The 25,496-nt window shown below is 72.4% G+C and carries 30 protein-coding genes; 12 read left to right on the top strand and 18 right to left on the bottom strand.

The genetic code is table 11. The annotated features are described in order from the left end of the window. Window positions 1–61 precede the first annotated feature (61 nt). A complete protein-coding gene (gene leuE / locus ABT381_RS14020; protein ID WP_351592710.1) occupies window positions 62–733 on the top strand; it encodes a leucine efflux protein LeuE in 672 nt (223 codons plus the stop codon). 19 nt (window positions 734–752) lie between these two features. On the opposite strand, the gene ABT381_RS14015 is transcribed toward leuE, so the two are convergent. From ABT381_RS14015 to ABT381_RS14000, 4 genes are all read right to left on the bottom strand, one after another. Next, on the bottom strand, window positions 753–1,391 hold the full coding sequence (locus ABT381_RS14015) for a PadR family transcriptional regulator (protein ID WP_351592708.1): 639 nt from the start codon (window positions 1,389–1,391) through the stop codon (window positions 753–755). A 48-nt stretch (window positions 1,392–1,439) separates the two neighbouring features. Next, a complete protein-coding gene (locus tag ABT381_RS14010; RefSeq protein ID WP_351592705.1) occupies window positions 1,440–2,006 on the bottom strand; it encodes a DinB family protein in 567 nt (188 codons plus the stop codon). Between the two features lie 127 nt (window positions 2,007–2,133). Continuing rightward, on the bottom strand, window positions 2,134–3,591 hold the full coding sequence (locus ABT381_RS14005) for an aldehyde dehydrogenase family protein (protein ID WP_351592702.1): 1,458 nt from the start codon (window positions 3,589–3,591) through the stop codon (window positions 2,134–2,136). A 64-nt stretch (window positions 3,592–3,655) separates the two neighbouring features. Further along, window positions 3,656–4,519, bottom strand: coding sequence for a Sco1979 family transcriptional regulator (locus ABT381_RS14000; protein ID WP_351592699.1), 864 nt, complete (start codon window positions 4,517–4,519; stop codon window positions 3,656–3,658). Window positions 4,520–4,843: 324 nt separating this feature from the next. Here ABT381_RS14000 and ABT381_RS13995 point away from each other — a divergent pair, with 324 nt between their 5' ends. Then, the gene (locus tag ABT381_RS13995; protein ID WP_351592696.1) at window positions 4,844–5,395 is read left to right on the top strand and encodes an ATP-binding protein; all 552 of its coding nucleotides are present in this window, start codon (window positions 4,844–4,846) and stop codon (window positions 5,393–5,395) included. 102 nt (window positions 5,396–5,497) lie between these two features. On the opposite strand, the gene ABT381_RS13990 is transcribed toward ABT381_RS13995, so the two are convergent. From ABT381_RS13990 to rpmG, 5 genes are all read right to left on the bottom strand, one after another. Further along, window positions 5,498–5,737: a DUF397 domain-containing protein gene (locus ABT381_RS13990; RefSeq protein WP_351592693.1), complete on the bottom strand. Its 240-nt coding sequence runs from the start codon at window positions 5,735–5,737 to the stop codon at window positions 5,498–5,500. Between the two features lie 182 nt (window positions 5,738–5,919). After that, window positions 5,920–6,156, bottom strand: a complete 237-nt coding sequence (gene rpsR / locus ABT381_RS13985; protein WP_031058550.1) for a 30S ribosomal protein S18 — start codon at window positions 6,154–6,156, stop codon at window positions 5,920–5,922. Between the two features lie 93 nt (window positions 6,157–6,249). Continuing rightward, complete coding sequence (locus ABT381_RS13980) at window positions 6,250–7,404, bottom strand: GTP-binding protein (protein ID WP_351592689.1); 1,155 nt, start codon at window positions 7,402–7,404, stop codon at window positions 6,250–6,252. Continuing rightward, window positions 7,404–7,694, bottom strand: coding sequence for a type B 50S ribosomal protein L31 (locus ABT381_RS13975; protein ID WP_351592686.1), 291 nt, complete (start codon window positions 7,692–7,694; stop codon window positions 7,404–7,406). Before ABT381_RS13975 ends, ABT381_RS13980 begins: the two co-directional genes overlap by 1 nt. A gap of 8 nt (window positions 7,695–7,702) precedes the next feature. Further along, window positions 7,703–7,867 carry a 50S ribosomal protein L33 gene (gene rpmG / locus ABT381_RS13970; protein ID WP_030019254.1) on the bottom strand — a complete coding sequence of 55 codons (165 nt, stop codon included), beginning with the start codon at window positions 7,865–7,867 and terminating at the stop codon, window positions 7,703–7,705. Between the two features lie 61 nt (window positions 7,868–7,928). Here rpmG and rpmB point away from each other — a divergent pair, with 61 nt between their 5' ends. The 3 genes from rpmB (at window position 7,929) to tatA (ending at window position 8,853) form a co-directional block, all read left to right on the top strand. After that, window positions 7,929–8,165 (top strand): 50S ribosomal protein L28, encoded by a 237-nt coding sequence (rpmB, locus tag ABT381_RS13965; protein ID WP_351592682.1) that lies wholly within the window; start codon window positions 7,929–7,931, stop codon window positions 8,163–8,165. 1 nt (window position 8,166) lies between these two features. Further along, window positions 8,167–8,472, top strand: coding sequence for a 30S ribosomal protein S14 (gene rpsN / locus ABT381_RS13960; RefSeq protein WP_351592679.1), 306 nt, complete (start codon window positions 8,167–8,169; stop codon window positions 8,470–8,472). Window positions 8,473–8,643: 171 nt separating this feature from the next. Further along, complete coding sequence (tatA, locus tag ABT381_RS13955) at window positions 8,644–8,853, top strand: Sec-independent protein translocase subunit TatA (RefSeq protein ID WP_351592676.1); 210 nt, start codon at window positions 8,644–8,646, stop codon at window positions 8,851–8,853. Between the two features lie 160 nt (window positions 8,854–9,013). Here tatA and ABT381_RS13950 read toward each other — a convergent pair whose 3' ends face one another. Continuing rightward, a complete protein-coding gene (locus ABT381_RS13950) occupies window positions 9,014–9,784 on the bottom strand; it encodes an alpha/beta fold hydrolase (RefSeq protein ID WP_351592673.1) in 771 nt (256 codons plus the stop codon). A gap of 161 nt (window positions 9,785–9,945) precedes the next feature. On the opposite strand from ABT381_RS13950, the gene ABT381_RS13945 reads away from it, so the two are divergent. The 4 genes from ABT381_RS13945 (at window position 9,946) to ABT381_RS13930 (ending at window position 14,359) form a co-directional block, all read left to right on the top strand. Next, entirely contained in the window at window positions 9,946–11,088 is a 1,143-nt protein-coding gene (locus tag ABT381_RS13945; RefSeq protein WP_351592670.1) for a winged helix DNA-binding domain-containing protein, read from the top strand. Window positions 11,089–11,163: 75 nt separating this feature from the next. Beyond that, window positions 11,164–12,840, top strand: coding sequence for a bifunctional 3'-5' exonuclease/DNA polymerase (locus tag ABT381_RS13940; RefSeq protein WP_351592667.1), 1,677 nt, complete (start codon window positions 11,164–11,166; stop codon window positions 12,838–12,840). Window positions 12,841–13,036: 196 nt separating this feature from the next. Further along, window positions 13,037–13,942: a DeoR/GlpR family DNA-binding transcription regulator gene (locus ABT381_RS13935; RefSeq protein WP_351592664.1), complete on the top strand. Its 906-nt coding sequence runs from the start codon at window positions 13,037–13,039 to the stop codon at window positions 13,940–13,942. 15 nt (window positions 13,943–13,957) lie between these two features. Beyond that, window positions 13,958–14,359, top strand: coding sequence for a RidA family protein (locus tag ABT381_RS13930; protein ID WP_351592661.1), 402 nt, complete (start codon window positions 13,958–13,960; stop codon window positions 14,357–14,359). 40 nt (window positions 14,360–14,399) lie between these two features. Here the strand turns inward: ABT381_RS13930 and ABT381_RS13925 are convergent, their stop codons facing one another. The 4 genes from ABT381_RS13925 to ABT381_RS13910 form a co-directional block, all read right to left on the bottom strand. Further along, window positions 14,400–15,233 (bottom strand): arylamine N-acetyltransferase family protein, encoded by an 834-nt coding sequence (locus ABT381_RS13925; protein WP_351592658.1) that lies wholly within the window; start codon window positions 15,231–15,233, stop codon window positions 14,400–14,402. A gap of 91 nt (window positions 15,234–15,324) precedes the next feature. Further along, on the bottom strand, window positions 15,325–16,494 hold the full coding sequence (locus tag ABT381_RS13920; RefSeq protein ID WP_351592655.1) for an acyltransferase family protein: 1,170 nt from the start codon (window positions 16,492–16,494) through the stop codon (window positions 15,325–15,327). A 191-nt stretch (window positions 16,495–16,685) separates the two neighbouring features. Next, window positions 16,686–17,576 (bottom strand): glycerophosphodiester phosphodiesterase, encoded by an 891-nt coding sequence (locus ABT381_RS13915; RefSeq protein ID WP_351592652.1) that lies wholly within the window; start codon window positions 17,574–17,576, stop codon window positions 16,686–16,688. 252 nt (window positions 17,577–17,828) lie between these two features. Continuing rightward, window positions 17,829–20,894 carry an AfsR/SARP family transcriptional regulator gene (locus ABT381_RS13910; RefSeq protein ID WP_351592649.1) on the bottom strand — a complete coding sequence of 1,022 codons (3,066 nt, stop codon included), beginning with the start codon at window positions 20,892–20,894 and terminating at the stop codon, window positions 17,829–17,831. Window positions 20,895–21,156: 262 nt separating this feature from the next. Between ABT381_RS13910 and ABT381_RS13905 the strand changes: the two genes are divergently transcribed. Then, complete coding sequence (locus ABT381_RS13905) at window positions 21,157–21,519, top strand: hypothetical protein (protein ID WP_351592646.1); 363 nt, start codon at window positions 21,157–21,159, stop codon at window positions 21,517–21,519. A 33-nt stretch (window positions 21,520–21,552) separates the two neighbouring features. On the opposite strand, the gene ABT381_RS13900 is transcribed toward ABT381_RS13905, so the two are convergent. Continuing rightward, window positions 21,553–21,867, bottom strand: coding sequence for a hypothetical protein (locus ABT381_RS13900; RefSeq protein WP_351592643.1), 315 nt, complete (start codon window positions 21,865–21,867; stop codon window positions 21,553–21,555). Window positions 21,868–22,445: 578 nt separating this feature from the next. Here ABT381_RS13900 and ABT381_RS13895 point away from each other — a divergent pair. Both ABT381_RS13895 and ABT381_RS13890 read left to right on the top strand, forming a co-directional pair. After that, window positions 22,446–23,255, top strand: coding sequence for a hypothetical protein (locus tag ABT381_RS13895; protein WP_351592641.1), 810 nt, complete (start codon window positions 22,446–22,448; stop codon window positions 23,253–23,255). A gap of 97 nt (window positions 23,256–23,352) precedes the next feature. Continuing rightward, window positions 23,353–23,607 (top strand): hypothetical protein, encoded by a 255-nt coding sequence (locus ABT381_RS13890; RefSeq protein WP_351592639.1) that lies wholly within the window; start codon window positions 23,353–23,355, stop codon window positions 23,605–23,607. Between the two features lie 217 nt (window positions 23,608–23,824). On the opposite strand, the gene ABT381_RS13885 is transcribed toward ABT381_RS13890, so the two are convergent. The 3 genes from ABT381_RS13885 to ABT381_RS13875 form a co-directional block, all read right to left on the bottom strand. After that, entirely contained in the window at window positions 23,825–24,235 is a 411-nt protein-coding gene (locus tag ABT381_RS13885) for a rodlin (protein WP_351592637.1), read from the bottom strand. Window positions 24,236–24,659: 424 nt separating this feature from the next. Next, window positions 24,660–24,947 carry a hypothetical protein gene (locus tag ABT381_RS13880; RefSeq protein ID WP_351592635.1) on the bottom strand — a complete coding sequence of 96 codons (288 nt, stop codon included), beginning with the start codon at window positions 24,945–24,947 and terminating at the stop codon, window positions 24,660–24,662. 356 nt (window positions 24,948–25,303) lie between these two features. Then, the coding region (locus tag ABT381_RS13875; RefSeq protein WP_351592634.1) for an LPXTG cell wall anchor domain-containing protein at window positions 25,304–25,496 on the bottom strand (193 nt) is incomplete at its 5' end.

The following is a 25,496-nucleotide window of genomic DNA, read 5'->3' as shown; positions in this document are numbered from 1 at the left end:
TGCAAGTCCGTATGCCGGAAAGCAGGTGAAGGGCGGATACATCCAATGGCATCCTGCGGCCATGCTGGGGATAACGGATCTTTCGACGTATCTCGCGGGTCTCGCGCTGATCATCCTGCTGCCGGGCCCGAACTCGCTGTACGTCGTCTCGGTCGCGGCGCGGCGCGGCCCGAAGGTGGCCTACCGTGCGGCGGCCGGCGTGCTGTGCGGCGACGCGGTACTGATGACGCTCTCGGCGGGCGGCGTGGCCTCCCTGCTGCAGGCCAGTCCGCTGGCCTTCGGGATCGTGAAGTTCGTCGGCGCGGGCTATCTGACCTGGCTGGCCATCGGGATGCTGCGCGGCGCGGTGGCACTGTGGCGCGGCCGGGAGGCCCGCAGGGCCGAGAAGGACGGGGAGGGCGCCTCGCCCGCGCGGCCCAAGGAGGAGACCGAGCGGCCGTACCGCCGCGCCCTCGTGGTCAGCCTGCTCAACCCGAAGGCGATCCTGTTCTTCATCTCCTTCTTCGTGCAGTTCGTCGACCCGCACTACGCGCACCAGACGCTGTCCTTCTTGGCGCTCGGCGCGTGGGCCCAGTTGTTCAGCTTCACGTACCTGTCGATCCTGATCTTCAGCGGTACGTATCTGGCCGCGACCTTCCGCAAGCGGCGCCGCCTCACCGCGGGCCTGACCGCGGGCGCCGGGGCCGCCTTCCTGGGCTTCGCGGCGAAGCTGTCGATGGCCGGTACGGGCTGACGCACCGGACCGGCCTCCTTCAGGCGCCGCCGGGGAACGGCGGCTTGTCCGCGAACGGGTTCGCCGTGCCCTCCGGCAGTACGCCCACGAAGGGCGCGCCCTCGCCCGCGAAGACGTAGGCGCCCCCTTCGATGCGGGCGATCAGGGAGCGGGCCCACTCCGCCCCGGTGTCCGCGGCGTGCACCCACATGTTCATGATCTCGCCGATGTGGCCGAGCTGCTCCGGGCCGTCCTCGGGGACGTAGTGGCCGGTGACCTCGGCGCGCCACGCCTCCAGGGCCCGTACCCGCTCCTTCAGCAGGGCCACCGCCTCCTGGCGCGGCAGGTCGACCATGAAGCCGATGCCGGCGCTCAGCACGTCGACCTTCTGGCCGTGCTGGGAGAGCGCGGCACGCAGCAGCGCGAAGTACTCCGCCTCTCCGGCGTCCGTCATCTCGTACTCCGTGCGCGGCGGCCCGCCGGCCGTGCTCGGCGCGGTCTCGTGCGCGCGCAGCAGTCCCTGCTTCGCCAGCTGCTTCAGCGCGTGGTAGATCGAGCCGGGCTTGGCGTTCGACCACTCGTGGGCGCCCCAGTACTCCAGATCGCTGCGCACCTGGTAGCCGTGCGTCCGGCCGTGCTGCCGCACGGCTCCCAGTACCAGCAGCCGGATCGCCGACATCGCCCGCGCTCTCCTCATCGCCCGGAGGTGACCTTGCGGGTCAGCACGCTACTGCCCGGCGCCACCCTCCTGGCGCAGCAGCTCCCGCTCCTCGTCGACCAGGACGAAGGCCGTCTTCCCGTCCAGGGACTCGCGGACGATGTCGGCGTGGCCCGCGTGCCGGGCGGTCTCCTCGATCAGGTGCAGCACCAGCCAGCGCATGGACTGCCGGGCCTCCGGCGGGTACCACGGCGCTTCGGGCAGCGGGAAGGTGTCGTCCAGGCTGGGCACCGAGCGGACGAACTCCTCCGTGCGCTTCGCCACCCCGTCCCAGTAGGCGAGCATGCCCGCGACCGACTCGCCCTCCTCCAGCTGGAAGCTGAGGTGCCAGGTGCTCTGGTCGCGGTGGATGGAGGGCGGCAGCTCCTGCGCGATCTCCAGCCAGCCCAGCTCGGTCTGCGCGACGTGCTTGAGCAGTCCGGACAGGGACAGCTCGCTGGCGCTGGGGCGGCGCGCGGCGGCTTCGTCGGTCAGGCCGAGCAGCGCGCGGCGGATTCCGCCGCGCTGCGCTTCCAGGAAGGCCAGCAGCGCGCCGCGCTCGTCACCCTTGTCCTCGGCAGGCACGTGAGTGGGCATGAGAGCCGCCTTTCGTCGCTTCATCGGTGCCGGGGTGTTCCCCGACACCGATGAAGCTACGGACCCTTGCGGTCAGGTCCTGTCCTCAAGGCAGGACCTGGCCGGAAATCGTCGGAGCCGGCAGTCCTCAGAACGGGAAGACCGTCCGCTCGTGCTGGATCGAGACCCACTTCTGGGTCGTGAACGCCTCCACCGTCGACTCGCCGTTCAGCCGCCCGACCCCGGACGCCTTCTCGCCGCCGAAGGCCACCAGCGGCTCATCGTGGACCGTGCTGTCGTTGATGTGGATCATGCCTGTCTCGATCTCCCGGGCCACCCGCGCGCCGCGCTCCACGTTGCCGGTGTGCACCGCGCCGCTCAGCCCGTACGGCGAGTCGTTGGCGAGCCGCACCGCCTCCTCCTCGCCGTCGAACGCGGCGAGCAGCACCACGGGCCCGAAGATCTCCTGCCCGTACAGCGCGGAGTCGGCAGGCAGGCCGGACAGCACCGTCGGCTCGACCAGGTTGCCCTGCGTACGGCCGCGCACCAGGGGCGTGGCGCCCTCGGCGACCGCCCGTTCCACCAGCGCGGTCAGTGCCTCGGCCTGGAAGCTGTTGATCAGCGGCCCGATGTGGGTTTCCGGGTCGCGCGGGTCGCCGGTCTTCAGCTTCCTGACCCGGGCCACGAACTTCTCGGTGAACTCCGCCTCGACCTTGCGGTCCACCAGGACGCGGTTGGCGGCCATGCAGACCTGGCCCTGGTACACGAAGCGGCTGAAGACCGCGGCGTCCACCGCGTAGTCGACGTCCGCGTCGTCCAGGACGATCAGCGCGCTGTTGCCGCTCAGTTCGAGGATGGCGCGCTTGAAGTGGCCCGCGGTGACCGCGGCGACGTGCCGGCCGACCTTGTCCGAGCCGGTGAAGGAGATGACCCGGGGCACCGGGTGCTCTATCAGCGCGTCGCCGATCTCGGCGATGTCCGTGACGAGGACGTTCAGCAGCCCGGCCGGCAGGCCCGCGTCCTCGAAGATCTTGGCTATCAGGCCACCGCCGACCACCGGGGTGTTCTGGTTGGGCTTGACGACGACGGCGTTGCCCAGGGCCAGCGCGAGCGCCACCGACTTCAGGGTGACCAGGAACGGGAAGTTGTACGGGCTGATCACGCCGATGACACCGACCGGGAGCCGGTAGACGCGGTTCTCCTTGCCCTCCACCGGGGACGGCACGATGCGCCCCTCCGTGCGGAGCGCGAGCTGTACGGCCTCGCGCAGGAACTCCTGCGCCGTGCGCACTTCGTAGGCCGCCTTGACGCGCGTGCCGCCGAGCTCGACGACGATCGCCTCGATGATCTCGTCCTCGCGCTCCTGGACGATGCGCAGCGCGTTCTCGATGATCAGCCGGCGGCTGTACGGATTGGTGCGCGCCCACGCGCGCTGCGCCCGCTCGGCAGCCCGGTACGCCTCGTCGACCTGGTCCACGCCCGCGACCGTGACCGACGCGAGCTTCTCCTGGTCGTACGGGTTGAAATCGATGATGTCCCACGAGCCGCTGCCGACCCGCCACTCACCGTCGATGTACTGGTAGGCCAGGTCTGAGAAGAAGGACATGGTCGTTCCTACTCTGTGCGGGCGCCTGTGGGGATGGCTGATCCGGCGTCATTCTACTGACGAGTCACGTCAGTTGGAGCAGGCCCCGAAGAAGATCCCGGGTGCGGGTCGGATCCAGGCTCTCCTCCTGGAGGCTGCTCATCACCCGCTCGTACTGCCCGACCTCCTCGGCCTTGTCCAGATACAGCGCGCTGGTGAGCTGCTCCAGATAGACGATGTCCGAGAGGTCGGACTCGGGGAAGCGCAGCATCGTGAAGGCGCCGCTCTCGCCCGCGTGCCCGCCGAAGTTGAAGGGCACGACCTGCAGCCGCACGTTCGGACGCTCCGAGATGTCGATGAGGTGCTGGAGCTGGCCGCGCATGACGGCGCGGTCGCCGTACGGGCGGCGCAGCGCGGCCTCGTCCAGTACGCAGTCGAACTGCGGCGCCCGTTCCGCGATCAGCAGCTTCTGGCGTTCCTGGCGCAGTGCGACGCGGCGGTCGATCTCGGCGAGGGGGGCGCCGCGCATGCCGCGGCTCACGACGGCGTGCGCGTACCCCTCCGTCTGCAGGAGCCCGTGCACGAACTGCACCTCGTAGGTGCGGATGTGCGAGGCGGCTCCCTCCAGTCCCACATATGTCTGGAACCAGCCGGGAAGGACATCGCCGTAACTGTGCCACCAGCCCGCCACGTTGGCCTCACGGGCCAGCCCGAGGAGGGAGTCGCGCTCGGCCTCGTCCCCGACGCCGTAGAGGGTCAGCAGGTCCGCCACGTCCCGCGCCTTAAAGCTCACCCGCCCCAGTTCCATACGGCTGATCTTCGATTCCGACGCGCGGATCGAGTAGCCGGCCGCCTCACGTGTTATCCCGCGGGACTCTCGCAGCCTCCGCAGCTGCGACCCCAGCAGGATGCGCCGCACCACAGATCCGCTCGACTCACTTGCGGTCACAACTTCGACCCTCCCGTGACCCACCCCGTCCAACAATGAGCGGCAGTCTGCCACGTTCGGGCTCCGTTGCGTGCTCAACCGGTTACGGATATGGGCCTGTTCTCGCGCCTTCGGCAAAGCCGGGCGCAAGAGTGCGTAGGAAGAATTACGCCCCTACGCCTACGGCCGTACACAAAGTGGACGTCTGCACGTGCATCTGCCCTTGCATCTGCCGTACGCATTCGGAACCATGGAGCTCGCACACATGCACGCTCGTGAAAGACCCGCGAGATCTGGGCACACCCGTCTGGATCGTGACGTCCGCGAACGCCAGGAGTGCCTCGCATGGGGACCAAGGTTTCGACCATGCTCGCGCCGTTATGGCAGGGGCTTCCGCCAGTCGACCCCGCAGCCATCTCCGGCTCCGTCACCTGGACCCTGCGACCGCAGTACGAATCGGTGCGCGGCGCCCGGCAGTTCACCCGCGAGACGCTGCAGCGCTGGAACATGGACGAGCTCTTCGACAGCGTCGCGCTCGTCGTGTCCGAGCTCGTCACCAACGCGCTGCGGCACGCGGGGCCCGAGCTGGACGACGTGGCGGACGGGCGCGCCTACGGGGCCGCCGACGACACCTCACCGAGACTCCACCTGATCCGCTGGGCGGGCCGGCTGGTCTGCGCGGTACGGGACGGCAGCGACGCCTCACCGGTCGAGGGCGAGGCGGACTTCTCCGCGGAGTCCGGGCGCGGGCTCTACCTGGTGGATTCCTTCAGCGACAGCTGGGGCTGGCACCGCCTGGAGGACGCCGCGCACGGCAAGGTCGTCTGGGCGCTCTTCCAGCTGCCGCAGGTACCGGCCCAGGCCACGGCTTCGGCCTCCCGGGCACAGGCGAGCTGACCCCGCTCCAGTACAGCTCACATGCACGTGCATATTCGTATGCGTGTGCGATACGCCCGAGGGGTCGGCCCGCCGACGCACCTGCGACCCACGCCTCGCGGTTCAGTCCCGTACGAGGTGGTCGAACTCCCCGTCCTTGACGCCGAGCAGCATGGCCTCGATCTCGGCCGGCGTATAGACGAGCGCGGGGCTGTCGGGGAAGCGGGAGTTGCGCACCGCCACGTCGCCGCCGGGCAGCTTCGCGAACTCCACGCACGTACCGTTGGAGTTGCTGTGCCGGCTCTTCTGCCACACCACTCCGTCGAGATCCGAAGCGGCCATGCCGTTGTACGCGTGGGGCACTGGTCTCTCCCGGTGAGAAATGGTGTCAACTGCCCGGGATCATAACTCTGTTCATGTGCCGATGCTCGGGCAGATGCACGTGCACGACAGCCTGTGGCCAGCCCGTCACAGCTCGTCGGGCCGTGCCCCGCCCGTCGAGCGCCTTCCCCACCGCCCCCTTCCCCATGCCCTGCGGCGTACGGTCAGCGGGAGGCGTACGGCAGCAGCGCCATCTCCCGGGCGTTCTTGATCGCCGCGGCGATCTGCCGCTGCTGCTGGGCAGAAACCCTGGTGATGCGGCGGCTGCGGATCTTCCCGCGGTCGGAGAGGAACTTCCGCAGCAGGTCGGTGTCCTTGTAGTCGACGTACGTGATCCCCGCCGCGTCGAGCGGGTTGGGGCGCGGCGCGCTCTTCTTGCGCGGGTCGGGACGACGGGGCATGGCAGGGGTTTCCTCACGAAATCAGGCCGTCGAAGACGACCGAGAATTGATGTAGATGCATGACACACGCGTAGCGCGGTCGGCGGACGCCGCCTACGGCACCGGGTCGAGCAGTTCGTCGAACGCGGTGGACAGTCGCCGCCAGTACTCCCGGCCGCGCGCGTACTCCGCGTCGGTGAGCAGGCAGGACTCCAGCAGCGCCGTCAGCCCCTCCCGGTCCAGGCCGGGCGAGGTGAACACCAGATGCTGCGCCCGGTCGCCGTGCTCGGGATCCCAGTCCAGCGCGGCGGCGGCCCGGCGCATCGGCGGCACCATCTCCCAGGCGGCGTCCGGCAGCGAGGCCAGCCACGGCCCGGTGTTCTCCACGCACAGCGCGCCGCCCGCCGCGTCCCAGGACAGCAGTGTGTCCGGGCGGTCGGCCAGCCAGAAGCGGCCCCGGCTGCGCGCGGCGGCACAGCACAGGTCCTCCAGCGCGGCGTGCAGCCGGCCGGGGTGGAACGGCCGCGTGCGGTGCCACACCAGGGTCGCGACGTCCGCCTCCTCGGCCTCCTGCGGCAGCAGCGCGCAGGCCGGGTGCTGGCGCGCCGCGGCCGCCGCGACGTCGAAGCCCGCCACGGCGGCGGCCGCCAGCTCGGGCGACTCCACCGCGATGCGCCGCGCCGTGGGGTGCAGCTGGTTCAGCAGGGCGAGGTCCGCCTCGTCCCCCGGCTCCTCGCCGGGCGCGACGACCAGCACCGGCGGGTACTCCAGCTGGCGCGCCCAGGTGTCCGCGACGGTCCGCTGGTCGGAGGCGGCGGCCGCGAGACCCGCCTCGGCGAGGTCGTCGCCGCAGCCCAAGTAAGGCAGCAGCAGGGCCGGATCGACGGCCGTCATGACGCCGGTCAGCGCGAGCGACTCGCCGCCGCAGGCGTCGATCACCTCGGCCATCGCCTTGGGCTCCACGGAGTCCCACAGCTCCACGACGGCCAGCCGGCACGTCCGGCCGTCCGCCAGCCGCTCCAGCTCGGGCACCAGGTCCTCGCGCAGCGCGCAGCACGCGCAGTCGTTGACCAGCGGCGCCTCGCCGCTGTCCAGCAGGCCGGTGCCGTCCCGCACGGTGCGCTGCACGACGCCGTCGGCGGCGGTGGCGAGGTCGTGGTGGAGGGCGACGCTGCCGGGGACGGTCCGCAGCAGCTGCTCGACGGCGGCCCCGCGGGCCTCCGCGTGCAGCCCGCCGACGATCACCACGGAGAGCCGGTCGCGGTCCATCAGCGGTCCCCGCGCTCACCGTCGGCCGCGCGCCGGCCGCCGACCGTCCGCGTGCCGAACCGGCGCTCGAAGCGCTCCACGCGCCCCGCGGTGTCCAGTACGCGCGCCGTGCCCGTGTAGAAGGGGTGGCTCGCCGACGAGATCTCCACGTCGATCACCGGGTACGTGTGCCCGTCCTCCCACTCGACCGTCTTCTCGCTGGTGGCGGTCGACCGGGTGAGGAAGGCGAAGTCGGCGGCCCGGTCGCGGAAGACGACGGGCCCGTACGCGGGGTGGATTCCAGGCTTCATGACGCTGCTCAGCGCTCCTCTCGGAAGTCGACGTGCCGGCCGGCGACCGGGTCGTACTTCTTCAGCACCAGCCGGTCGGGGTCGTTACGGCGGTTCTTGCGGGTGACGTACGTGTAGCCCGTGCCGGCGGTGGACCGGAGCTTGATCACGGGACGTAGTTCGTTGCGGGCCATACGGGCTACTATACAGAAACGACAGTCATTTTCATTAAGGACTCAGTAGGAGGTAGCTCACTTGTCCGCCCACTGCCAGCTGACCGGCCGCGCGCCGGCCTTCGGCAACACGATCTCCCACTCGCACCGGCGCACACCGCGCCGCTTCGACCCGAACATCCAGCGCAAGCGGTACTGGCTGCCCAGCGAGAACCGCTTCGTGCGCCTGCGGCTCAGCACGAAGGCGATCAAGACCGTCGACACCATCGGCGTCGAAGCCGCCGTCGCCCGTATCCGGGCCCGAGGGGAGCGCGTCTGACATGGCGAAGAAGAGCAAGATCGCGAAGAACGAGAAGCGCCGGGTCGTCGTCGCCCGTTACGCGGCCCGCCGGGCCGCACTGAAGGCGATCGTCCGCGACCCGAAGACGCCGGACGAGGAACGGCTGGGCGCCCAGCGCGAACTGGCCCGCCAGCCGCGCGACGCCAGCGCCACCCGCGTCCGCAACCGCGACAGCGTCGACGGCCGCCCGCGCGGCTACTTCCGCGCCTTCGGCCTCTCCCGCGTCCGCCTGCGCGAACAGGCCCACGCGGGCTACCTGCCGGGCGTCACGAAGTCGAGCTGGTAGACCGCCCGACGGCACCGGGGCCGGGGACCGCCGTTCACGCGCCCCCCGGCCCCGGTTTCCTCCCCGTACCCCTGTACGGGTCATACTGAGCGGAACGTCCGAATCCGTACCGCGCGTACGGGCGCGCGGCCGCGCCCCCACGGGAACGCACCCCAACGAGAGCGAGCCCCCATGTTCCGCAATGCCCTCGAGCCCTGGCACCTGGTGCTGATCCTCGCGGTCCTCGTCCTGCTCTTCGGCTCGAAGAAGCTCCCCGACATGGCCCGCGGCCTCGGCAAGTCGATGCGCATCCTGAAGTCCGAGACAAAGGCCCTGAAGTCCGACGCCCAGGACCGCCCCCAGCCCACACCGGAACAGTCGCGGACCGTCGGCCAGGAGTGACGCGCCGGGCTCAGAACTCGCTGGTGTCGAGTTCGAGGTGAGCTCGTCGACCAGCAGGACCGGACCGGGATCGTGCCAGAGCGCCTCGCTGTCGAAGCTGCCCTTCGGGGCGACGACGAGGTCGGGGATGACCTGATGAACGAGCACCTCCGGGAGGTTGTCACCCCCGGAGGAAGTCCTCCATCACGGTGGCCAAGGTCACCGGGGTTTCGTGCATCGGGTAGTGGCCCGTGGCCGGGAGGGTGATGAGGTCGGCGTTCGGGTACCAGGTCTGCCATGTCGCGCGCATGACGTCGGCGGTGAGGGCGAGGTCGTGTTCGCCGACGACGACGCGTACGGGGACGGGGTTGCCGCGTACCGCGTCCGAGAGGTCCAGGGTGTGCCAGCTGGCGAGGTAGCCGGCGTGCGCCTCTTTGCGGGAGGCCGCCATCGAGTGGCTGATCATCCGCTGTTGCCAGACCCGCCCCGTACGGTGGCCGGTCACCAGGTCGAGGATGGCCCGGCGCTTCTCGGGGTCCTCGGACGCCCCGTAGAAGAGGGCCTGCGTGGGCTCGTCCATCGGGTACGGCGCCGCCGGTACGGGCGCTAGGCCGAGCAGGCGGCTGACCCGCTCCGGCGCACGCACCAGCACCTGCTGGATCGCCTTGCCGCCCATGGAGTGCCCGACCAGCGCGAAGCGGTCCCAGCCGAGCTGGTCGGCGAGGGCCAGCACGTCGTCGGCGATCTCGGGGAGGTCGTAGCGGCCGGGGACGTCCTTGCGGTCGCCGTAACCGCGGTAGTCCAGGAACGCGTACGTGAAGTCCTCGGTGTCCAGGTAGTCCAGGATCGCGCCCCAGCCCGCGCAGGTGGCGAACCAGTCGTGCAGCACGATCACATGGCGCGGCCCGGAGCCGATGAGGCGGTGGGCGACGGTCTGCTCGGATCCGGTCATGCGGCGGCTCCCTCTTCGGTGTCCGGCCCCCCGGGCCTCGTGAGCGTATGGTCCCGCCGTCCGGAGGTGTGGGAACAGAGGCGGGACACGGCGAACATCATTGCCACCGCCGTGACTTGCGGTGCCGGACGATTGTCAGTGGCGTGCGGTGCAATGGGCGCATGAACCGAACTCTCAGAGTGCGTCACGACCAGGTGCTGGCCTGGCGGCTGCGGCAGCAGAGCCTCGTGCCGCGCGGTGCCGCGTCCGTCGCGGAGCTCGCCGGGCGGCTGGCCGGGGTGCAGGCCCAGGTCGCCTCGTCCGCCGAGCTGGCGGTCGCCACCCGCCGGAGCGCCCCGGTGCCGGGCGCCGTCGACGCCGCGCTCGCGGACCGCTCGGTGATCAAGACCTGGGCCATGCGCGGCACGCTCCACGTGCTGCCCGCGCCGCAGGCCGGTGCGTATCTCTCCCTGCTCGGCGCGGCGCGGACGTGGGAGAAGCCGTCCTGGCAGAAGGCGTTCGGGATGAGCCCGCAGCAGCTGGCGGCGCTGGGCGAGGCGGTCGACGAGACGCTGGACGGGCGGCAGCTGACGCGCGAGGAGCTGGTGGCGGCCGTGTGCTCCCGCAAGGAGCTCGGCGGCCTCAGCGAGCAGCTGTCCTCGGGCTGGAGCGCGCTCCTCAAGCCGCTGGCGTGGGGCGGCCGGCTGTGCCACGGCACGCCCCGGGGGCGGAACATCACGTTCGCCGCGCCGCGCTCCTGGGTGCCGGACTGGGGCGGCATACCGGATCCCGAGGAGGCGTCCGGGGCGGTGATCTCCGCGTACCTGGGGGCGCACGGCCCGGCGACGCCCACCGCCTTCGACACGTGGCTGCTGCGCGGCGCGACCCGCAGGGCGACGCTGCGCGGCTGGTTCGCGGCGCTCGGTGACGCGCTCACGCCGGTCGAGGTGGACGGCGAGCCCGGTGCGTACGTCCGCAGCGAGGACGCCGACGCGCTGGCGGCCGCGCGGCCCTCCCGCGAGGTGCGGCTGCTGGCCGGCTTCGACCAGTACGTCCTGGGGCCTGGCACCGCCGACAGCCGCCTGGTCCCGGCCCACCACAGGAAGGCCGTGAGCCGTGCGGCCGGGTGGATCTCCCCCGTCGTCGTGCACGGCGGCCGGGTCGCGGGCGTCTGGGCCTTCACGGACACGGCCGTACAGGTCAGTCTCTTCAAGGACCACGTGGCGGAGCACGGCCCGGTGCCGGACGAGGGCCTGGCGGCCGAGGCGGCCCACCTGGCCCGCTGCACGGGCCACGACCGCCCGATATCGATACAGGAGATCTGACGGCGGGGGGACGACGGGGGCCGGACGAGGCGCCGCCACGGCCGGAATGTCGTACCCCGGTGCGAAACTCGAACCATGCGGTGGGTGGTGGGCGGATCGGCGAGCGGGGGTGTGCGGCTGTGTGCGGTGGACGGGGCGGGAGCGGCTGTCGGTGCGGTCGCCGAGGAGCCGGATCTGATCACGGCGGTGCGGGCGCGGCCGGACGTGGAGCGCTGGGTGTGGCGGTCCACGGCGGAGTCGTACCGCAAGCTGCTCGCGGCCGGGGTGCGGGTCGAGCGGTGTTACGACGTCGAGGCCGCCGAGGCGCTGCTGATCGGGCACGAGGAGGGCCAGTCGGGCCAGCCGCGGTCGCTCGCGGCGGCCTGGGCGCGGCTGCACGGTCTGCCGGTGCCGGACGACCCGCCCGTGCGTACCGCGGAGACGCAGCCCTCGCTCTTCGAGCCGGGCCCGGCCCCGCTGCCGCCGGGCACGGACGAGTTCACGGCGCTGCGGGAGGTGTACGCGGGCCAGCTGGCGCGTACGGAGAAGACCGAGCGGCCGGAGCGGACGCGGCTGCTGCTCGCGTCGGAGTCGGCCGGGATGCTGGTCGCCGCCGAGATGCACCGGGCGGGGGTGCCCTGGCGCGCGGACGTGCACCGCGCGCTGCTGGACGGGCTGCTCGGCGAGCGCTATGGGCGCGGCCTGGAGCCGCAGCGGCTGGCCGAGCTGGCGGACGAGGTGTCCCGCGCGTTCGGGGAGGGCGTGCGGGTCCGTCCCGACCTGCCGGCCGACATCATCCGGGCCTTCGACCGGGCCGGCATCAAGCTGGCCTCCACCCGCAAGTGGGAGCTGCTCCGCATCGACCACCCGGCCGTCGCCCCGCTCCTGGAGTACAAGCGGCTCTACCGCCTGCACACTGCGCACGGCTGGTCCTGGCTCCAGCAGTGGGTGCACGAGGGCCGGTTCCGCCCGGAGTATCTTCCCGGCGGCACGGTCTCCGGGCGCTGGACCACCAACGGCGGCGGCGCGCTGCAGGTCCCCAAGGTGATCCGGCGGGCAGTGGTCGCGGACCCCGGCTGGCGGCTGGTGGTCGCGGACGCCGACCAGATGGAGCCGCGGGTGCTGGCGGCCGTCTCCCGGGACCGCGGCCTGATGGAGGTCGCGGGCAGCGGCCGGGACCTGTACGCCGACCTGGCGGCCCGCGCCTTCGGCGGCGACCGCGCGCAGGCCAAGCTCGCGTTGCTCGGCGCGATCTACGGCCAGACCTCGGGCGACGCGCTCAAGCACATGGCGGACCTGCGCCGCCGGTATCCGGCCGCGGTGGCGTACGTGGACGACGCGGCGCGGGCGGGCGAGGAGGGCCGCCTCGTGCGCACGTGGCTGGGCCGGACCAGCCCGCCCGCCTCGGTGGTTCCGCCCGACGAGGCGGGCCTGCCTCAGGAGGAGGCCCCGCCCTCGTACGGCAGCACGGCGGGCACCCGGGCCCGCGGCCGCTTCACGCGCAACTTCGTCGTGCAGGGCAGCGCCGCCGACTGGGCGCTGCTCGTACTGGCCGCGCTCCGCCAATCGCTGCACGAAGCCGGGATGCGCGCCGAGCTGGTCTTCTTCCAGCACGACGAGGTGATCGTGCACTGCCCCGAGGAGGAGGCGCCCGCGGTGGCGCAGGCCATCGCCGCGGCCGCCGACCTGGCGGGCCGCCTCGCCTTCGGCCCCACCCCGGTCCGCTTCCCCTTCACCACGGCGGTGGTGGAGTGCTACGCGGACGCGAAGTGAGCTGAGCCGCGGCGAGTTGTCGTACGGCGTCGTACAAGCACGCCCGGACCAGTCGTACGCGCACGCCCGGACCGGTCGTACGGGCAGCCCGGACCAGGGGAAGACGCCCGTACAGGCTCTAAACTCCGAGGAGGCCCCGGTGCGGTCGGCCGGGCCGTGAGGACGTGGATGACCGCCATCCGGGAGAGGACGAGCGTTGACCGGTACCGAAGGGACAGCCGACGGCACTGCCGAGGGGACCCCTGACGCCGCGCCCCCGGCCGACGACGCCGCGCCCCCGGCCGACGACGCCGCGCCCCCGTCCGGCGACGCCGCCTCCCCGGCCAAGCTCGGCCCCAAGGACCGCCGGAAGCGGATCGCGGACCGGGTGCTCGCCGAGGGCCAGGTCAGCATCGAGGACCTGGTCCAGGAGCTGGCCGTCAGCCAGATGACCATCCACCGCGACCTGGACACCCTCGAACACCAGGGCTGGCTCCGTAAGGTCCGCGGCGGCGCCACGGCCGCGCCCAACGCCCTCTTCGAGTCCAACGCGCGCTGGCGCGGCAGCGAACACGTCGCGGCGAAGGAAGCCATCTGCGCCGCGGCGCTGGCCATAGCGGAGCCCGGCCAGGCGGTGATCATCGACGACTCCAGTACGGCGCTGCCGCTGGCCCGGTCGCTCTCCGGACGCGGCGCGTACACCGTGATCACCAACTCCCTGCAGGTGATCAACGAGCTGGCGGACGAGCCCGACATCCGGGTGATCGCGCTGGGCGGCGAGTACCACGCCGCGTTCAACGCCTTCCTCGGCATGTCCACCGCCGACATCGCGCGCAGCTTCCGCGCCGATGTCGCCTTCCTGTCCACCTCCGCCGTCGACAACGGCCACTGCTACCACCAGGCCCAGGAGAACGTCCTGGTCAAGCGGGCCCTGATGGCGGCGGCCCGGCGCAAGGTGCTGCTCGTGGACCACTCCAAGTTCAGCCGCCAGGCGCTGTACGAGCTGGCTCCGCTGGCCGACTTCGATCTCGTCATCTCCGACCAGGATCTTCCGCAGGAGGAGCAGGAGGCGCTTCAATCGCTGGGTGTGCGCTACGAATTGGTGGCGACGACCGGCGGCTGAGGCGGAGGCGTGAGCATGAGCGAGCTGGAGCGGATCAACCCACCGCAGTTGTCCCCGCCGACCGGCTTCAGTCACGCCGTGCGGGCCGCCTCGGGCACGCTCGTCCTGCTCGCCGGGCAGACCGCGCTGGACGGCGCAGGACGGATCGTCGGCACGGGCGTCGTCGAGCAGTTCGAGCAGGCGCTGACGAATCTGCTGGCCGCCGCCGAGGCGGCCGGCGCGGGCCCCGCCGACCTGGCCAAGCTGACGGTGTACGCGGTGGACGTGGCCGACTACCGCCGCAACGCCGCCGCCATCGGCCGGGTCTGGAAGCGGCTGGCCGGCGGCGACTATCCGGCGATGGCCGTGATCGGCGCGACGCGGCTGTGGGACGAGGCCGCGCTCGTCGAGATCGAGGGTATCGCGGTGGTGTCCTGAAGGGCGGCCGGGCGACAGCGCCCGAGCGGCCGGCGCCCGGCTACTCCCCGTAGATCTCCGCCAGTGCCTTCACGTCCTCCTCGCTGAGCCGTATGCGGAAGTGCTCCGCCGCCACGTCCGGCAGTTCGGCCGCCGTCACCTGCCGCTTCTCCGACGAGAAGTCCGGCCCGGTCAGCGTCAGCTCGCTGCCGATGAGCGTGCGCCGCAGGTCGGGCCCTGGCCGCTGGAGCACCAGGCGCCGCACGAACGGCGAGTGCGGGTGCGTGGCGATGTAGTGGTGGAAGACGGCGTAGTCGGCCGGACAACGCGGCTCCTCGGTGAAGGAGTACAGGTCGAACCAGCCCTCCGGGTGCAGCGAGCGCAGCACCCAGGTGCCGACCGGGCCCGTCTCCTCCCGTACCACTCCGAAGGTCCAGCCGCCCTGCCGCTCCTCGTGCCCCGCGCGCAGCGGCAGCGGCGCGAGCAGGCCCTCGCCGCCGAAGCCGACGTCGGTGATCCAGTCTTCGCCGTCCAGCCGCACCTTCAGCAGCGCGTGCGTGGTCGGGCGGAGCTTGTCCTCGCCCATCCGGATGCGGGCGCCGAGCCCGGAGACGGCGAAGCCGAGCCGCTCCAGGGCGGCGGCGAAGAGGAGGTTCTGCTCGTAGCAGTAGCCGCCGCGGCCGCGTACGACGAGCTTGTCCTGGAGGCTCGGCAGGTCCAGCGGGAGGCCGCGGCCCAGCAGCACGTCGATGTTCTCGAAGCCGATGGCCGCCGTGTGGCCGGCCTGGAGGGCACGCAGCGTGGCGAGCGTCGGCGTGCGGTCCCCCGCGTACCCGATGCGCCGCAGGTAGCCGTCCAGGTCCAGCTGTTCCCCGGACCAGCCCGAATCCGACATGCCGCCGCCTCCGTACGCAAGAGAGAGGCCCGGTCCGCTGTACGGACCGGGCCCCTCCAGGATCGCACAGACGTTCTGTGCGCTCAGCGCGTCACTTCCGGTGGCGGGCCACCTCCGCGGCGTCCTTCTTGAACGCCCAGGCCATCTTGGGCTCCATCGCGAACCGGAAGATCCGTTGCACGGGTGGCGTGCAGAGCAGCGTGATGATCGTGCCCGCGATCAGCGTCAGCGCGATCGCGCCGAGCGGGGTGTGCATCCAGTGGGCGTCGTACCAGTCCCAGAAGCGCGACCCCTTGGCCAGGAAGCCGTGCAGCAGGTAGCCGTACAGGGTGCCGGCGCCGAGTGCGGTGAACCACATGTGACGGCCCGGGACCCAGGCGAAGAAGCACGCCACCAGGACGAGCGAGCAGCCGAACATCGCCAGCGTCATGACCGCGCCGGACCACCACGGCGCCGCCATCTCCTGGGCGCTGTCGCGGTGGTAGAACCACGCGGCGTTCATCCGGGGCGCCGCCCAGTACGCGAAGACCAGCGCGCTCGCGAAGACCGGCACGGCCAGGATGCGCGCCCGCTTGTTGCGCACCAGCAGGAAGTGCTCGGGCTTCAGGCACAGGCCGATGACGAAGAACGGCAGGAACTGCAGCACCCGCTGGAGGTCCAGGTCGTCGCCGATGTCCGGCGAGACGGACGCCAGTACGGCGATGGCGAGCGCGAGCGGCACGGGCCAGCGCACGATCTTCCACAGCGGCGTGGTGAGCCGCCAGATGAAGAGCGCGACCAGGAACCATGTCAGGTACCAGGGGTCCAGCAGGCTGATGGGGTAGCCGGGGTCGTCGTCCGCCACCCGCTTGAACAGCGTGTACGCCGTCTCGAAGAGGATGTACGGCACGGCGACGCCGGTGATCAGCCGCTGCAGCCGGTCCTTGCGCATGTCGAAACTGCGCGAGAAGTAGCCGGAGATGATGATGAAGGCCGGCATGTGGAAGGCGTACACCGTGATGTACAGCGCCGCCGCCGACCGGCTGCCGTCCCGCAGCGGTTCCCACGAGTGACCCATGGCCACCAGCACGATCGCCAGGTACTTGGCGTTGTCGAAGAAGGCGTCCCGCTGCTTGCCGTTCTTCGGCGCCTCGGCGCGCTTCCGGCCGGCCTGCCGCGCTCCGCCCGTTGCCGCGGCGTCCGGGGCCGCCGGCTGCGGTGCGGTCCGCGTGGGCGGGAGAGGGGTGCGCCGCTCACTGTGCGGCTGCGCGAGATTGTTCATGTCCCCTCCCCCAGGCAACCCAGGGAGAGCATTCTCCGTCTTACCGGAATTGCGGGGAGCGAGGCAGCTGAGAACATCAGAGGCACCCTAGCCCGGCACACCGAATCCCGTAAATCGTCTCCTCACATGCTTCACATGCCAGGTACGTCACACGGCAACCGGTGCGGCGAAGGTGAGCACGAAGGCCCAGGTCAGAGGATCACGCCGTCGACGCTGTAGGCCGAGAACGCCCGCTTGGCCTGACCGACCGAGACGCCCCAAGTGTGCACCTCCATGCGGTCGGCGTGCGGTCCCCACAGGCTCTGCACAGCGGACACATAGGCCGAACTCAGGTCCTTGTACGGCGGATTGATCCAGTCGGCGAACCGGGCGTACTCCGGAAGCCGCGCGCGGCTCGGCGTGCCGAGCACCGCTGTACGGACGTCCGGCTGCAGGGCGTGCACGCGGCGGACGGCGGCGACGCCGAAGCTCTGGACGACGAGCCCGTCCAACACGTGCGTCGCGTCCAGCCACCCGGACGACCGCAACTGGGCGAGGATCTGCTTCTCGATGCCCGGGTACTTCTCCGGGTTCTTGATCTCCAGCAGGAGGTGCTGGTCGTTGCGGTCCACCCGGTTCAAGTACGCGGCGAGGGTGGGCACCCGCTCCCCCGCGAACTTCTTGCCGAACCAGCTCCCCGCGTCCAGCTTGGCGATCTCGGCCGCGGTGAAGTCCCCCACCCGCCACGGCGCCCGGTCGGGATAGACCTTCTCGACGTTGGTGGTGCGCTTGAGCGTGGCGTCGTGGATGACGACCAACTTGCCGTCCTTGGTGCGCTGCACGTCGTTCTCGACCCACTCGACGTCGCGCCGGTCGGCCTCGTCGACCGCGGCGAGGGTGTTCTCCGGGGCGTACTTGGCGGCGCCCCGGTGCGCGATGACCGTGGGGCCGTCGAGCGGCAGCCCCTTCTGGGCGGAGACCAGCCGGACCGGGGCCGGCGGGGCCGCGACACCACCGCCCGGGACACCCGCGTCGGCGGCGAGCACCGCCGCGAAAAGAAGGACGAGACCGGCTGCGGCGCTGCGGACGGCGCTTCGGAGCATGGGACCTCCTGGACGCTGGCGGCGGGCCCCGTGTGCCGACCGGAGCAGACCGCCCACCCCTGCCAGGTACCGGAGCCCATGACAACTCCCACCACAATTGCACCAGTTTATCCGTTTTCCTATTCGTGTGCGCCAGGCGGGCTAAGCGGACCCGGTGCAATCAGGCCACGGGCGGCGCGACAAGGGAGGAATACGAGGGGTAATTCACTGGCCATGGATTTACCGCGCAGGGCCACCACAGGGCCCACCACGTCACACGAGAGTGCGCAACTCCGCCAGCACATCGGCGTCCGTGCCGTCCAGCGCCGCCAGCGACAGCCGCCACTGCTCGTCCGACTCCGCCGCGCGCCCGAGGGTGCGCAGAACGTGTCCGTACTCGTACCGCGCCTTGCCCGCGGTGTACGCGTCACCGCGCAGCTCGGCCAGGTCCAGCAGCGTCGCGCACTCCCGCGCGGCCCGCTCCGCCCGCGCCAGCGTGCGCAGCGCGCGGATCAGCCCGAGGCGGCTCTCGGAGACGGTGTGCCAGTCGGTGGAGTCCTCCAGGGAGCGCAGCGCCTCCTCGAACTGGCCGACCGCGGCCTCCGGTTCGCCGAGCGTGAGATAGGCGCACCCGATGTTGCAGCGCGCCGTCTGCTGCAACCGTGCGCTCTCCAGCCGCACGCCCGCCTCCAGGCTGCGCCGGTGGTACTCGATGGCCTTGCGCGCGTCCGTCAGCTCGTAGAGGTTGCCCAGGTGGCTCAGGCAGATCGCCACCGCGTGGTCGTCGCCCAGCCGGTGCGCGTACGCCAGCGCCTCCTCCTGCGCCGCCGCCGACTCCTCGGCCCGCCCCAGTACGTACAGGAGCAGCCCCCGGTTGCTGAGCACCCGCTGCAGCCACTCGTCGTCGCCCAGCAGCCGCCACCTGGCGATCGCGTCGTCGATCAGCACGAGCGCCTTCTCGTAGCGCCCCGACATGTAGTACGCGCTGGCCAGGTCGCTCATCGCGACCACCTCGGCGGCCGCGTCCCCGGACTCGCGCGCCCCGGCCCGCGCCAGGTCGCTCAGATCGGCCAATTCCTGTGTGCGCCCGCGCCGTTGCAGATAGGGCACGAGCATCCGTACCAGCGTCACCGCCGCGTCCCTGCCGTACGCGGTACGCACGTGCCGCGCCACCAGACCGCTCATGACGGCCAGTTCGCGGTCGCCCCAGCCGAACGCCTCCTCCGTGTCCGCGAACGGCGCCGCCGCCTCCTTCGGCTCGCCCGCCAGCCGCAGCGCCTGGAAGGGCGACGGCGGCAGGAAGACCCGTACGGACTGCGCGGCGCGGGCGGCGAACCACTCCACGCCGCGCCGCGCCGCCGCCTCCCGCTCCGCCGCGCCCTCGTGCCGCGCCGCCAGCTCCCGCGCGAAGTCCCGCACCAGGTCGTGCGGCGCGTACCGGCCGAACGCCACCTCCTCCAGCAGCGCCACGTCCACCAGCCGGTCCAGCGCGGCGCCGGCCCGCCGGGTGCCCGCGTCCATCAGCCGGGCCGCCAGCTCCGTCTCGTACTCGGGCAGGTCCAGCGCGCCCATCCGGCGCAGCGCCAGCGCCGCGTCCCGGTCGGCCGGCCGCTCCGACGCCACCAGCGCGTCGTACGCGACGGCCAGCGAGCGCCGCACGCTCAGGTCGTCGTACTCCAGGTGATCGAGGCGCCCGTCCTGCCCGTCCAGCAGCTCCACCAGCGCCTCCACGGTCAGCGCGCGGCGGGCCGCGAGCCGGGCCGCGACCACCCGCAGCGCCAGCGGCAGCTGCCCGCACAGCTCCGCAAGCCGACGCGCCGCCGGGCTGCCCGCCGGCACCCGGCCGTGCCCCGACACCCGGCTGATCAGGTCCACGCTGTCCCGCTCGGCGAGCCTGGCCAGCGGGAGGTGCACCGCGCCGTCCAGCGCGGCCAGCGGCGACCGGCTGGTGACCAGCACCGCGCAGCCGGGGCCCGCCGGGAGCAGCGGCCGCACCTGGGCCGCGCCGGCCGCGTCGTCGAGGACGAGGAGGGTACGGGCCCCGGCGAGGGTCGAGCGGAGCAGCGCCGAGGCGGCGTCCACCTCGTCCGGTACCCGCCCGCTCGGCACCCCGAGGTCGCGCAGCAGCACCTCCAGCGCCTGGAGCGCGCTCATGGGCGCGACGCCGGGGTTGGCGCCGTGCAGATTGAGGAAGAGCTGTCCGTCCGGGTACTGCTCGCGCAGCCCATGGGCGACGTGCACGGCCAGCGCGCTCTTCCCGACGCCCGCCATGCCGCTGAGCACGGCGGTCGCGGCCCGGCCGCCACGCGGCGCCAACGCGTCGTACAGCGCGGCGACCTGCTCGTCGCGCCCGAGGAAGGGGGCGGGCGGGGGCGGGAGTTGGGCGGGACGGTGGGCGGGGCTGGGTTCCGTGGCGGTGGTGGTCTCTGGGTCCGTAGGGGTGGCGGGCGCCGGTTCTGTCGGGGTGGCGGGCTGCGGTTCGGTCCGGGTGGCGGCCCCTACGGGAGCGCCTCGGGTGACGCCTTCGGGGACGCCCTCGGCGGTGTTCTCGGCGGTGCCCTCGGGCGTGTTCCTCCCGGTCGGCTCCGGGTCCTCCCGCAGCACCTCCTGGAGCGCCTCCTGGACCGCCGCGCCCGGCTCGACGCCGAGGTCGTCCACCAGCCGCCGGCGCAGCGCCTGGAAGGCCGCGAGCGCCTCCGCCTGCCGGCCCGTCCTGCGCAGTACCAGCATCAGTTGCCGGTGGAAGCCCTCGCGCAACGGGTGCTCGGCGGTGAGCCGGTACAGCTCGGGGGCCAGCCCACCGGGCCGCCCGAGCCGCAGCTCGGCGTCGTACCGCCACTCCAGCAACTGGAGCCGTTCCTCCTCCAGTTGCTGGACGAACGGCTGGGCGGCCAGCGCGTCGGACACCTCGACCGGCAGCCCGTCCAGTGGGCGGCCGCGCCACAGTGCGGACGCCGTGGCGGCCTCACCGAGCACCGCGGCCCAGTCCGCACGGGCGTAGGCCTCCCGGGCACGCCGTACGGCGGCGGTGAATTCGGTGCTGTCCAGCTCCCCCGCCCCGACCCGCAGCAGATAGCCGGGGGCCACCGAGCCGATCCGGCCGTCGCCGTCCGCGCCGAGCGTCCGGCGCAGCCGCGTGACGTGGTTGTAGAGCGAGGCGTTGGCCGAGGCGGGCGCGTGCCCGCCCCAGAGCGCTTCCTTGAGTACGTCGACCGGTACGACGCGGTTCGCGCGCAACAGCAGGGCGGCCAGCAGCGCCTGTCCCTTCGCGCTGCTGAGGGGGCGGGCCCCGCCCGCGCCGTCGTGCACCGTCAGCGGGCCCAACAGGCCGAACCGCATGTTGCTCCTCCGTACAGGCCGACCCGTTGGCCACATGGTTGGGCACATGTTAGTCAGCCGTTGGACCGGTCCGATGAGATCGTCACATCGGATCCGGCCCGTCGGTGCGCCGGCGCGCACACCGCCCGTCGGGGGAGCGCAACCGCCGAGCCGGATCCGGAGCCACGTACCGCTGTCGGCCGTCCAGGGGCCCTGAGGTTTTGGTGGCCGCCGAAGAGTGACAGGCTCTGGGGGACCGGTCAGGGACGACAGGGAGCCACGCTTGGAGAGCGACCAGAGCGGCAGCGGCGGCGACGAGGGGCGCGGCGACGCCGGCCGCGACGGGGAGTGCGGTGACGGCGGGCGTGGGGGCGCCCGCGACGGCGCCGCGGACGAGGCCGTACGGCGGCGGGCCGTCGCCCTCGTCCAGCGCATCCTGGACGGCGCGTACGACGGCGAGACCGAGCTCTACGCCCATCTGGACTGGCTGGAGCAGGCCCTGCGATGCCGTTACGTCAGCGACTTGATCTTCTGGCCCGACGTGCCGCCCACCGCCCAGGAGGTCGTGCGGCAGGCGCTCGCCTTCGGACCGGCCATCCCGCGGCCGCGCGACTGCCCGCCGGACCGCACGAACGCCGCTCGCTGAGCGCCACCCGCTGAGCGCCGCCCGGCGCCGCCCTCACAGCGGGTGCGAGGCGGACACCGGACGCGGCGCGACGGGCACCCTGCCCCTGCGCACCATCGAGGGCGGCACCACGGCGGGCAGCCGCCCGCCGGACGGGCCACCGGGGCGGCCGGGGCCTCCCGGGCCGGGGCCCGGACCGCCGGGCCCCTGGCCGGTGCCGCACACCGTCTCGTCGTGCGGCCACAGGGCGGCGGGCCGCCGGACGGTGCCCGCCCGCCATTCGGCCAGCAGCCGGTCATAGATCGGGGTCGGCTCCATCGCGGGGCGCGGCACGACTCCCGGGCGCTGTCTGTCGAGAAAGAGCTCCACGCCGGGATTCAACTCGGACCCATGGCCCCGGGTTGCGGCTCGCACCCGTACCGGGTACGGAATACGCCTGCACCGGGGACGGTGTGAAGATACGTTCCCTCAGCCGTACGAGCGCGCCTCCGAAACGGGAGGCGGGACGGTGCCGGAGGGTGAAGGACGGCACCGCCCCGCGAAGGCCCACGCATCACGGCCAGTGACACGTTCCGCCACACCCAGTGCAACGCCGCCGCGGGCCGGGAGGTAATGACTCCGGGCCCGGTGCCACCCGGCCGTGCGCCCCGGCGGCGGCCGGCCGCCGCACCACCACGCTCATCCGGGCCACTCGACCGCGCGTCCGCACCGCCACGAATGGCCGCAGCCCCGCCGTCCTCGCTGCTCAGGGCGAAAGAGCAGGTCAGACAATGCGACCGCAACCGGCGGCTACTGACGGCGCGTTGCCGATGAATTGCGCGTCGTGACGGGCCTTTGCACCGTGACGGTATCTCGGCGTTCCCCCGACGCACCGCTCGGCGGTACCGCTCGACGGCACCGCCGCGCCGACCACCGGCCGCTCCTCCCGGTCACCCGAAAGGACCACCATGCGCATGCTCCGGAAGCCCGGACTCGTCGTCACCTCCGCCGCCTGCGGCGCCCTCGTCCTCGGCACGGCCGGCCCGGCCGCCGCGGCCGTCGCCGAACGGAACGCCGCGCCGCCCGACGCCGCCGTCATGGCGCCCGGCGCCGACACCCCGCAGAGCAGCAACGAGTCCGGCGGCCTGCTGGGCGCCCTCAGCGACGTGCTCCACGTGGTCGGCGACGCGCTGAAGAAGGACGACAGCGGCTCCACCGCGCACACCAAGACCGAGGCCCAGGCCATCGCCGCCGAACTCGCCAAACTGCAGGGCCGCGACGCGAGGCCGGCTCCGGGCTACTCGACGGACCAGTACGGGCTGACCGGTACGGACGCGTCCTCCGACGTGTACGCCCAGGCCGACCCGTACGCCCAGGCCGACCCGTACGCCGGTGACACCCCGTACGCCGCCGCTCCGTACGCCCCCACCGACCCCACCGGCGCGGATGCCGCCAGGAACCCGGAGACGACCAGCACCCGGGCGGCGGCCGCCGCCGGGCCGCGGGCCCGGGCCATCGGCGATCTCCAGGCGAAGATCGAAGCGCTGGTGCAGGCCCTCGGCGCGCGCGACCGGGCCGATGTCGTGACCGCCGCCCAGCAGACCGTCACCGCCGCCGGCGACCTGGCCAAGACCATTCTCAACAGCCCGCAGCACACCTGGGGGCAGGCCCCCGGCACCTCCGGCCTCCAGCAGCGCCCGCCGTCCGCGCAGGCACCGGCCGCACAGGCACCGGCCGCACAGACGCCGTCCGCGCAGACTCCGGACGTGGATTACTGACGGCCCGCTCCCCCGCCCGGCTCCACGGGCATAACTCCTTCGGCCCACACCCGGCATAACCCGCGGCCGGGGCGGGCGGTTGTACGTGGACGTGGACATGAAGGACGACGACGAGCACGCGGACCGGCAGCCTCCGCGCGTGCCACGGCCCGGCCGCTGGGTGCGGGAGGAGCCGACGCCGATCTACGACCGGCTGCTGGCCGAGTGGCACGCGCGGGGCCCGTACCCGCCCCGCCGCGAACGCCCCGACGACGCCGAGCCGCAGACCGGCCCGCGCATCCCGCCGCTGCGGCCACCGCGCGTACCCGACCCGCCACGCAGACCACCCCGCCAACGGCCGTACGAACTCTGAGCCGTACGAACTCTGACCCGTACGGCCTCCGGTAGCTCCGGCTCCGGCCGTACGCCACACCCGCCCCGGTCCGCCGCCCACACCCGCGGCGGCCGGGGCCACAGCCGTGCCCGCACCGGCCCCTCCGCCCGTTCTCCGGCGCCCCGGCCCGGGCCTCGGGCAGCAAGAAGCCCGGGCCGTCCACGCGGAGGGTGAACGGCCCGGGCCCTCGGGGCACTTACTCGTTGCCGACGCCGTTCGCGGACAGGATCGGGATGTCGTCGAGCAGGTGCGACAGCGCCTCGTCACCCTTGTTCTGGGTGGAGTTCTCGGTGCACTGCTGGTTCTGCGGCGAGGAGAGGACGTTGATGTCCTGGACCGTGATCGGGATGAGGCCGATGAGCGATCCGATGTTCGCCTTGGCCGGCAGGCCGATGCAGGGCTTGTTGAGCGAGCCCTGGATCAGTCCGATCTGCGGGCTCATGTCGCCGTGGGTGGTGGAGTTGCCGAACGACTGCGACGCACCGTTGCCGTTGATGGCGGTGGCACCTTCGTCGTCACCAACAGCCATCGCCTGCGGAGCGGCGGCGGCCGAGGCACCGACGATGGACGCTGCGACTGCGGCCGAGGCCATGAACTTCTTGATCACGATTCACCCTTCTTGTTACTGAATGCCCGCATCCGGAGCGCTCTGCCCAACTCTTTTCAGCGGGTTTGGTTTTGCACTTTCACCCATATGGTTCTTCGCCCGCGCATCGAATTCACCGCGACGGCACAGCCGTACGGTGGAATACGCGGACCGCCGTGCGCGCATTCGACCCGCGGAATCCCGCACACAATCCCGCGAAAGCGGGCCGGCGACCGGCGTCCGCCGTTCGACGGTAAATTCGGCAGTGCGCCGAATAACGGGCCGGAGCAAGGTATGTTGATCGAGCGGCCGATCAGCGGGGGCGATTCCGATCCCCTTCACCTGGAACCGTCCTCGCGGTCGCGGGCCCGGACGGGCCGTACGCCGTCCCGCTGCACGGCGGCTGATCCTTGCGCCGGATCGGCCGCCCGGCGGTGCGGCGGCGTCACTTCCCGAGCGGCAGTCCGGCCAGCGGAAGGTGCCCCGCGAGGCCGGTGACGCCGTCCAGCAGCCCCTCGGCATCGCCACTGGCCAGCGCGTGCGTGGTGCGGTGCGCGTTGTCCACCAGCGGGTCGACCTCGGCCTTGCCCGCGTTGGCGAGCGCGTCGTTCAGCCCGCCGTTCAGGCTCATGCTCGGGGATGTCGAGGGGGCGGGGGCGGCGAACGCGGGGGTCCCGGCCGCCAGCGCCACCACGGAGCCGGCGAGGATCGCCGCGGTCTTCGCGAGCTTCATCTTCAGCGTTCCTTTCCGCAGCGGCGAGGGCGACGACGACGCCCTGCGCGTCGCGCAGGCAGTGTGGCGTGCCGTACGTTCCGCCGCTGTCGTCATGCGTAACGACCCGGTCCGCACACGGAAACTGCGGGCCCGCTCCTTTTTCCCGTTCCACCCGAACGACGGGAATTCCGGCGCCCCTTTCGGCGTTGCCGTTCGCCCGCTTCCTGGACGCCCGCACATCCGTCCATAAGGAAATCCGAATTTCTCCCCGGCCGCCTGTGCCGCCCGCACTGCCGCGCCACTCGCCTCCCCGTGCCGCCCGCGTCCGCCCCGCCGTACTGCCCGGCGCCGCACCGCTCACCGGGCAGCCGGCGTCAGCGCCTGGCCGGACGCGCCCGGCGGTACAGGATCGCCCCGCCGAGCACCAGCGCGGCGCCGGTGCCGGCCGCGACGCCGATCTGCTGGGTACCGGTGTGGGCCAGCTGCGTCCCCAGGGACACCGGCTCGCTCGCCCGGGCGTCCTCGGCCGCCTCGTGGTGGGCGGGGCGCGTGCCCGTCCCGTCGCCG

The organism is Streptomyces sp. NPDC000151 (assembly GCF_040301705.1).
In the GTDB taxonomy this organism is placed as follows: Bacteria; Actinomycetota; Actinomycetes; order Streptomycetales; family Streptomycetaceae; genus Streptomyces.
The sequence above is the reverse complement of the archived record's forward strand: the minus strand, read 5'-3'. Positions and strand labels throughout refer to the sequence as shown.

What these genes read in the sequence shown, in the direction of transcription:
- leuE (WP_351592710.1), top strand. Translation starts at nt 62, where the DNA reads ATGCTGGGGATAACGGATCTTTCGACGTATCTCGCGGGTCTCGCGCTG.
- ABT381_RS14015 (WP_351592708.1), bottom strand. Translation starts at nt 1,391, where the DNA reads ATGTCGGCGATCCGGCTGCTGGTACTGGGAGCCGTGCGGCAGCACGGC.
- ABT381_RS14010 (WP_351592705.1), bottom strand. Translation starts at nt 2,006, where the DNA reads ATGCCCACTCACGTGCCTGCCGAGGACAAGGGTGACGAGCGCGGCGCG.
- ABT381_RS14005 (WP_351592702.1), bottom strand. Translation starts at nt 3,591, where the DNA reads ATGTCCTTCTTCTCAGACCTGGCCTACCAGTACATCGACGGTGAGTGG.
- ABT381_RS13995 (WP_351592696.1), top strand. Translation starts at nt 4,844, where the DNA reads ATGGGGACCAAGGTTTCGACCATGCTCGCGCCGTTATGGCAGGGGCTT.
- rpsR (WP_031058550.1), bottom strand. Translation starts at nt 6,156, where the DNA reads ATGCCCCGTCGTCCCGACCCGCGCAAGAAGAGCGCGCCGCGCCCCAAC.
- ABT381_RS13980 (WP_351592689.1), bottom strand. Translation starts at nt 7,404, where the DNA reads ATGGACCGCGACCGGCTCTCCGTGGTGATCGTCGGCGGGCTGCACGCG.
- ABT381_RS13975 (WP_351592686.1), bottom strand. Translation starts at nt 7,694, where the DNA reads ATGAAGCCTGGAATCCACCCCGCGTACGGGCCCGTCGTCTTCCGCGAC.
- rpmG (WP_030019254.1), bottom strand. Translation starts at nt 7,867, where the DNA reads ATGGCCCGCAACGAACTACGTCCCGTGATCAAGCTCCGGTCCACCGCC.
- rpsN (WP_351592679.1), top strand. Translation starts at nt 8,167, where the DNA reads ATGGCGAAGAAGAGCAAGATCGCGAAGAACGAGAAGCGCCGGGTCGTC.
- tatA (WP_351592676.1), top strand. Translation starts at nt 8,644, where the DNA reads ATGTTCCGCAATGCCCTCGAGCCCTGGCACCTGGTGCTGATCCTCGCG.
- ABT381_RS13950 (WP_351592673.1), bottom strand. Translation starts at nt 9,784, where the DNA reads ATGACCGGATCCGAGCAGACCGTCGCCCACCGCCTCATCGGCTCCGGG.
- ABT381_RS13945 (WP_351592670.1), top strand. Translation starts at nt 9,946, where the DNA reads ATGAACCGAACTCTCAGAGTGCGTCACGACCAGGTGCTGGCCTGGCGG.
- ABT381_RS13940 (WP_351592667.1), top strand. Translation starts at nt 11,164, where the DNA reads ATGCGGTGGGTGGTGGGCGGATCGGCGAGCGGGGGTGTGCGGCTGTGT.
- ABT381_RS13930 (WP_351592661.1), top strand. Translation starts at nt 13,958, where the DNA reads ATGAGCGAGCTGGAGCGGATCAACCCACCGCAGTTGTCCCCGCCGACC.
- ABT381_RS13925 (WP_351592658.1), bottom strand. Translation starts at nt 15,233, where the DNA reads ATGTCGGATTCGGGCTGGTCCGGGGAACAGCTGGACCTGGACGGCTAC.
- ABT381_RS13920 (WP_351592655.1), bottom strand. Translation starts at nt 16,494, where the DNA reads ATGAACAATCTCGCGCAGCCGCACAGTGAGCGGCGCACCCCTCTCCCG.
- ABT381_RS13915 (WP_351592652.1), bottom strand. Translation starts at nt 17,576, where the DNA reads ATGCTCCGAAGCGCCGTCCGCAGCGCCGCAGCCGGTCTCGTCCTTCTT.
- ABT381_RS13910 (WP_351592649.1), bottom strand. Translation starts at nt 20,894, where the DNA reads ATGCGGTTCGGCCTGTTGGGCCCGCTGACGGTGCACGACGGCGCGGGC.
- ABT381_RS13895 (WP_351592641.1), top strand. Translation starts at nt 22,446, where the DNA reads ATGCGCATGCTCCGGAAGCCCGGACTCGTCGTCACCTCCGCCGCCTGC.
- ABT381_RS13890 (WP_351592639.1), top strand. Translation starts at nt 23,353, where the DNA reads ATGAAGGACGACGACGAGCACGCGGACCGGCAGCCTCCGCGCGTGCCA.
- ABT381_RS13880 (WP_351592635.1), bottom strand. Translation starts at nt 24,947, where the DNA reads ATGAAGCTCGCGAAGACCGCGGCGATCCTCGCCGGCTCCGTGGTGGCG.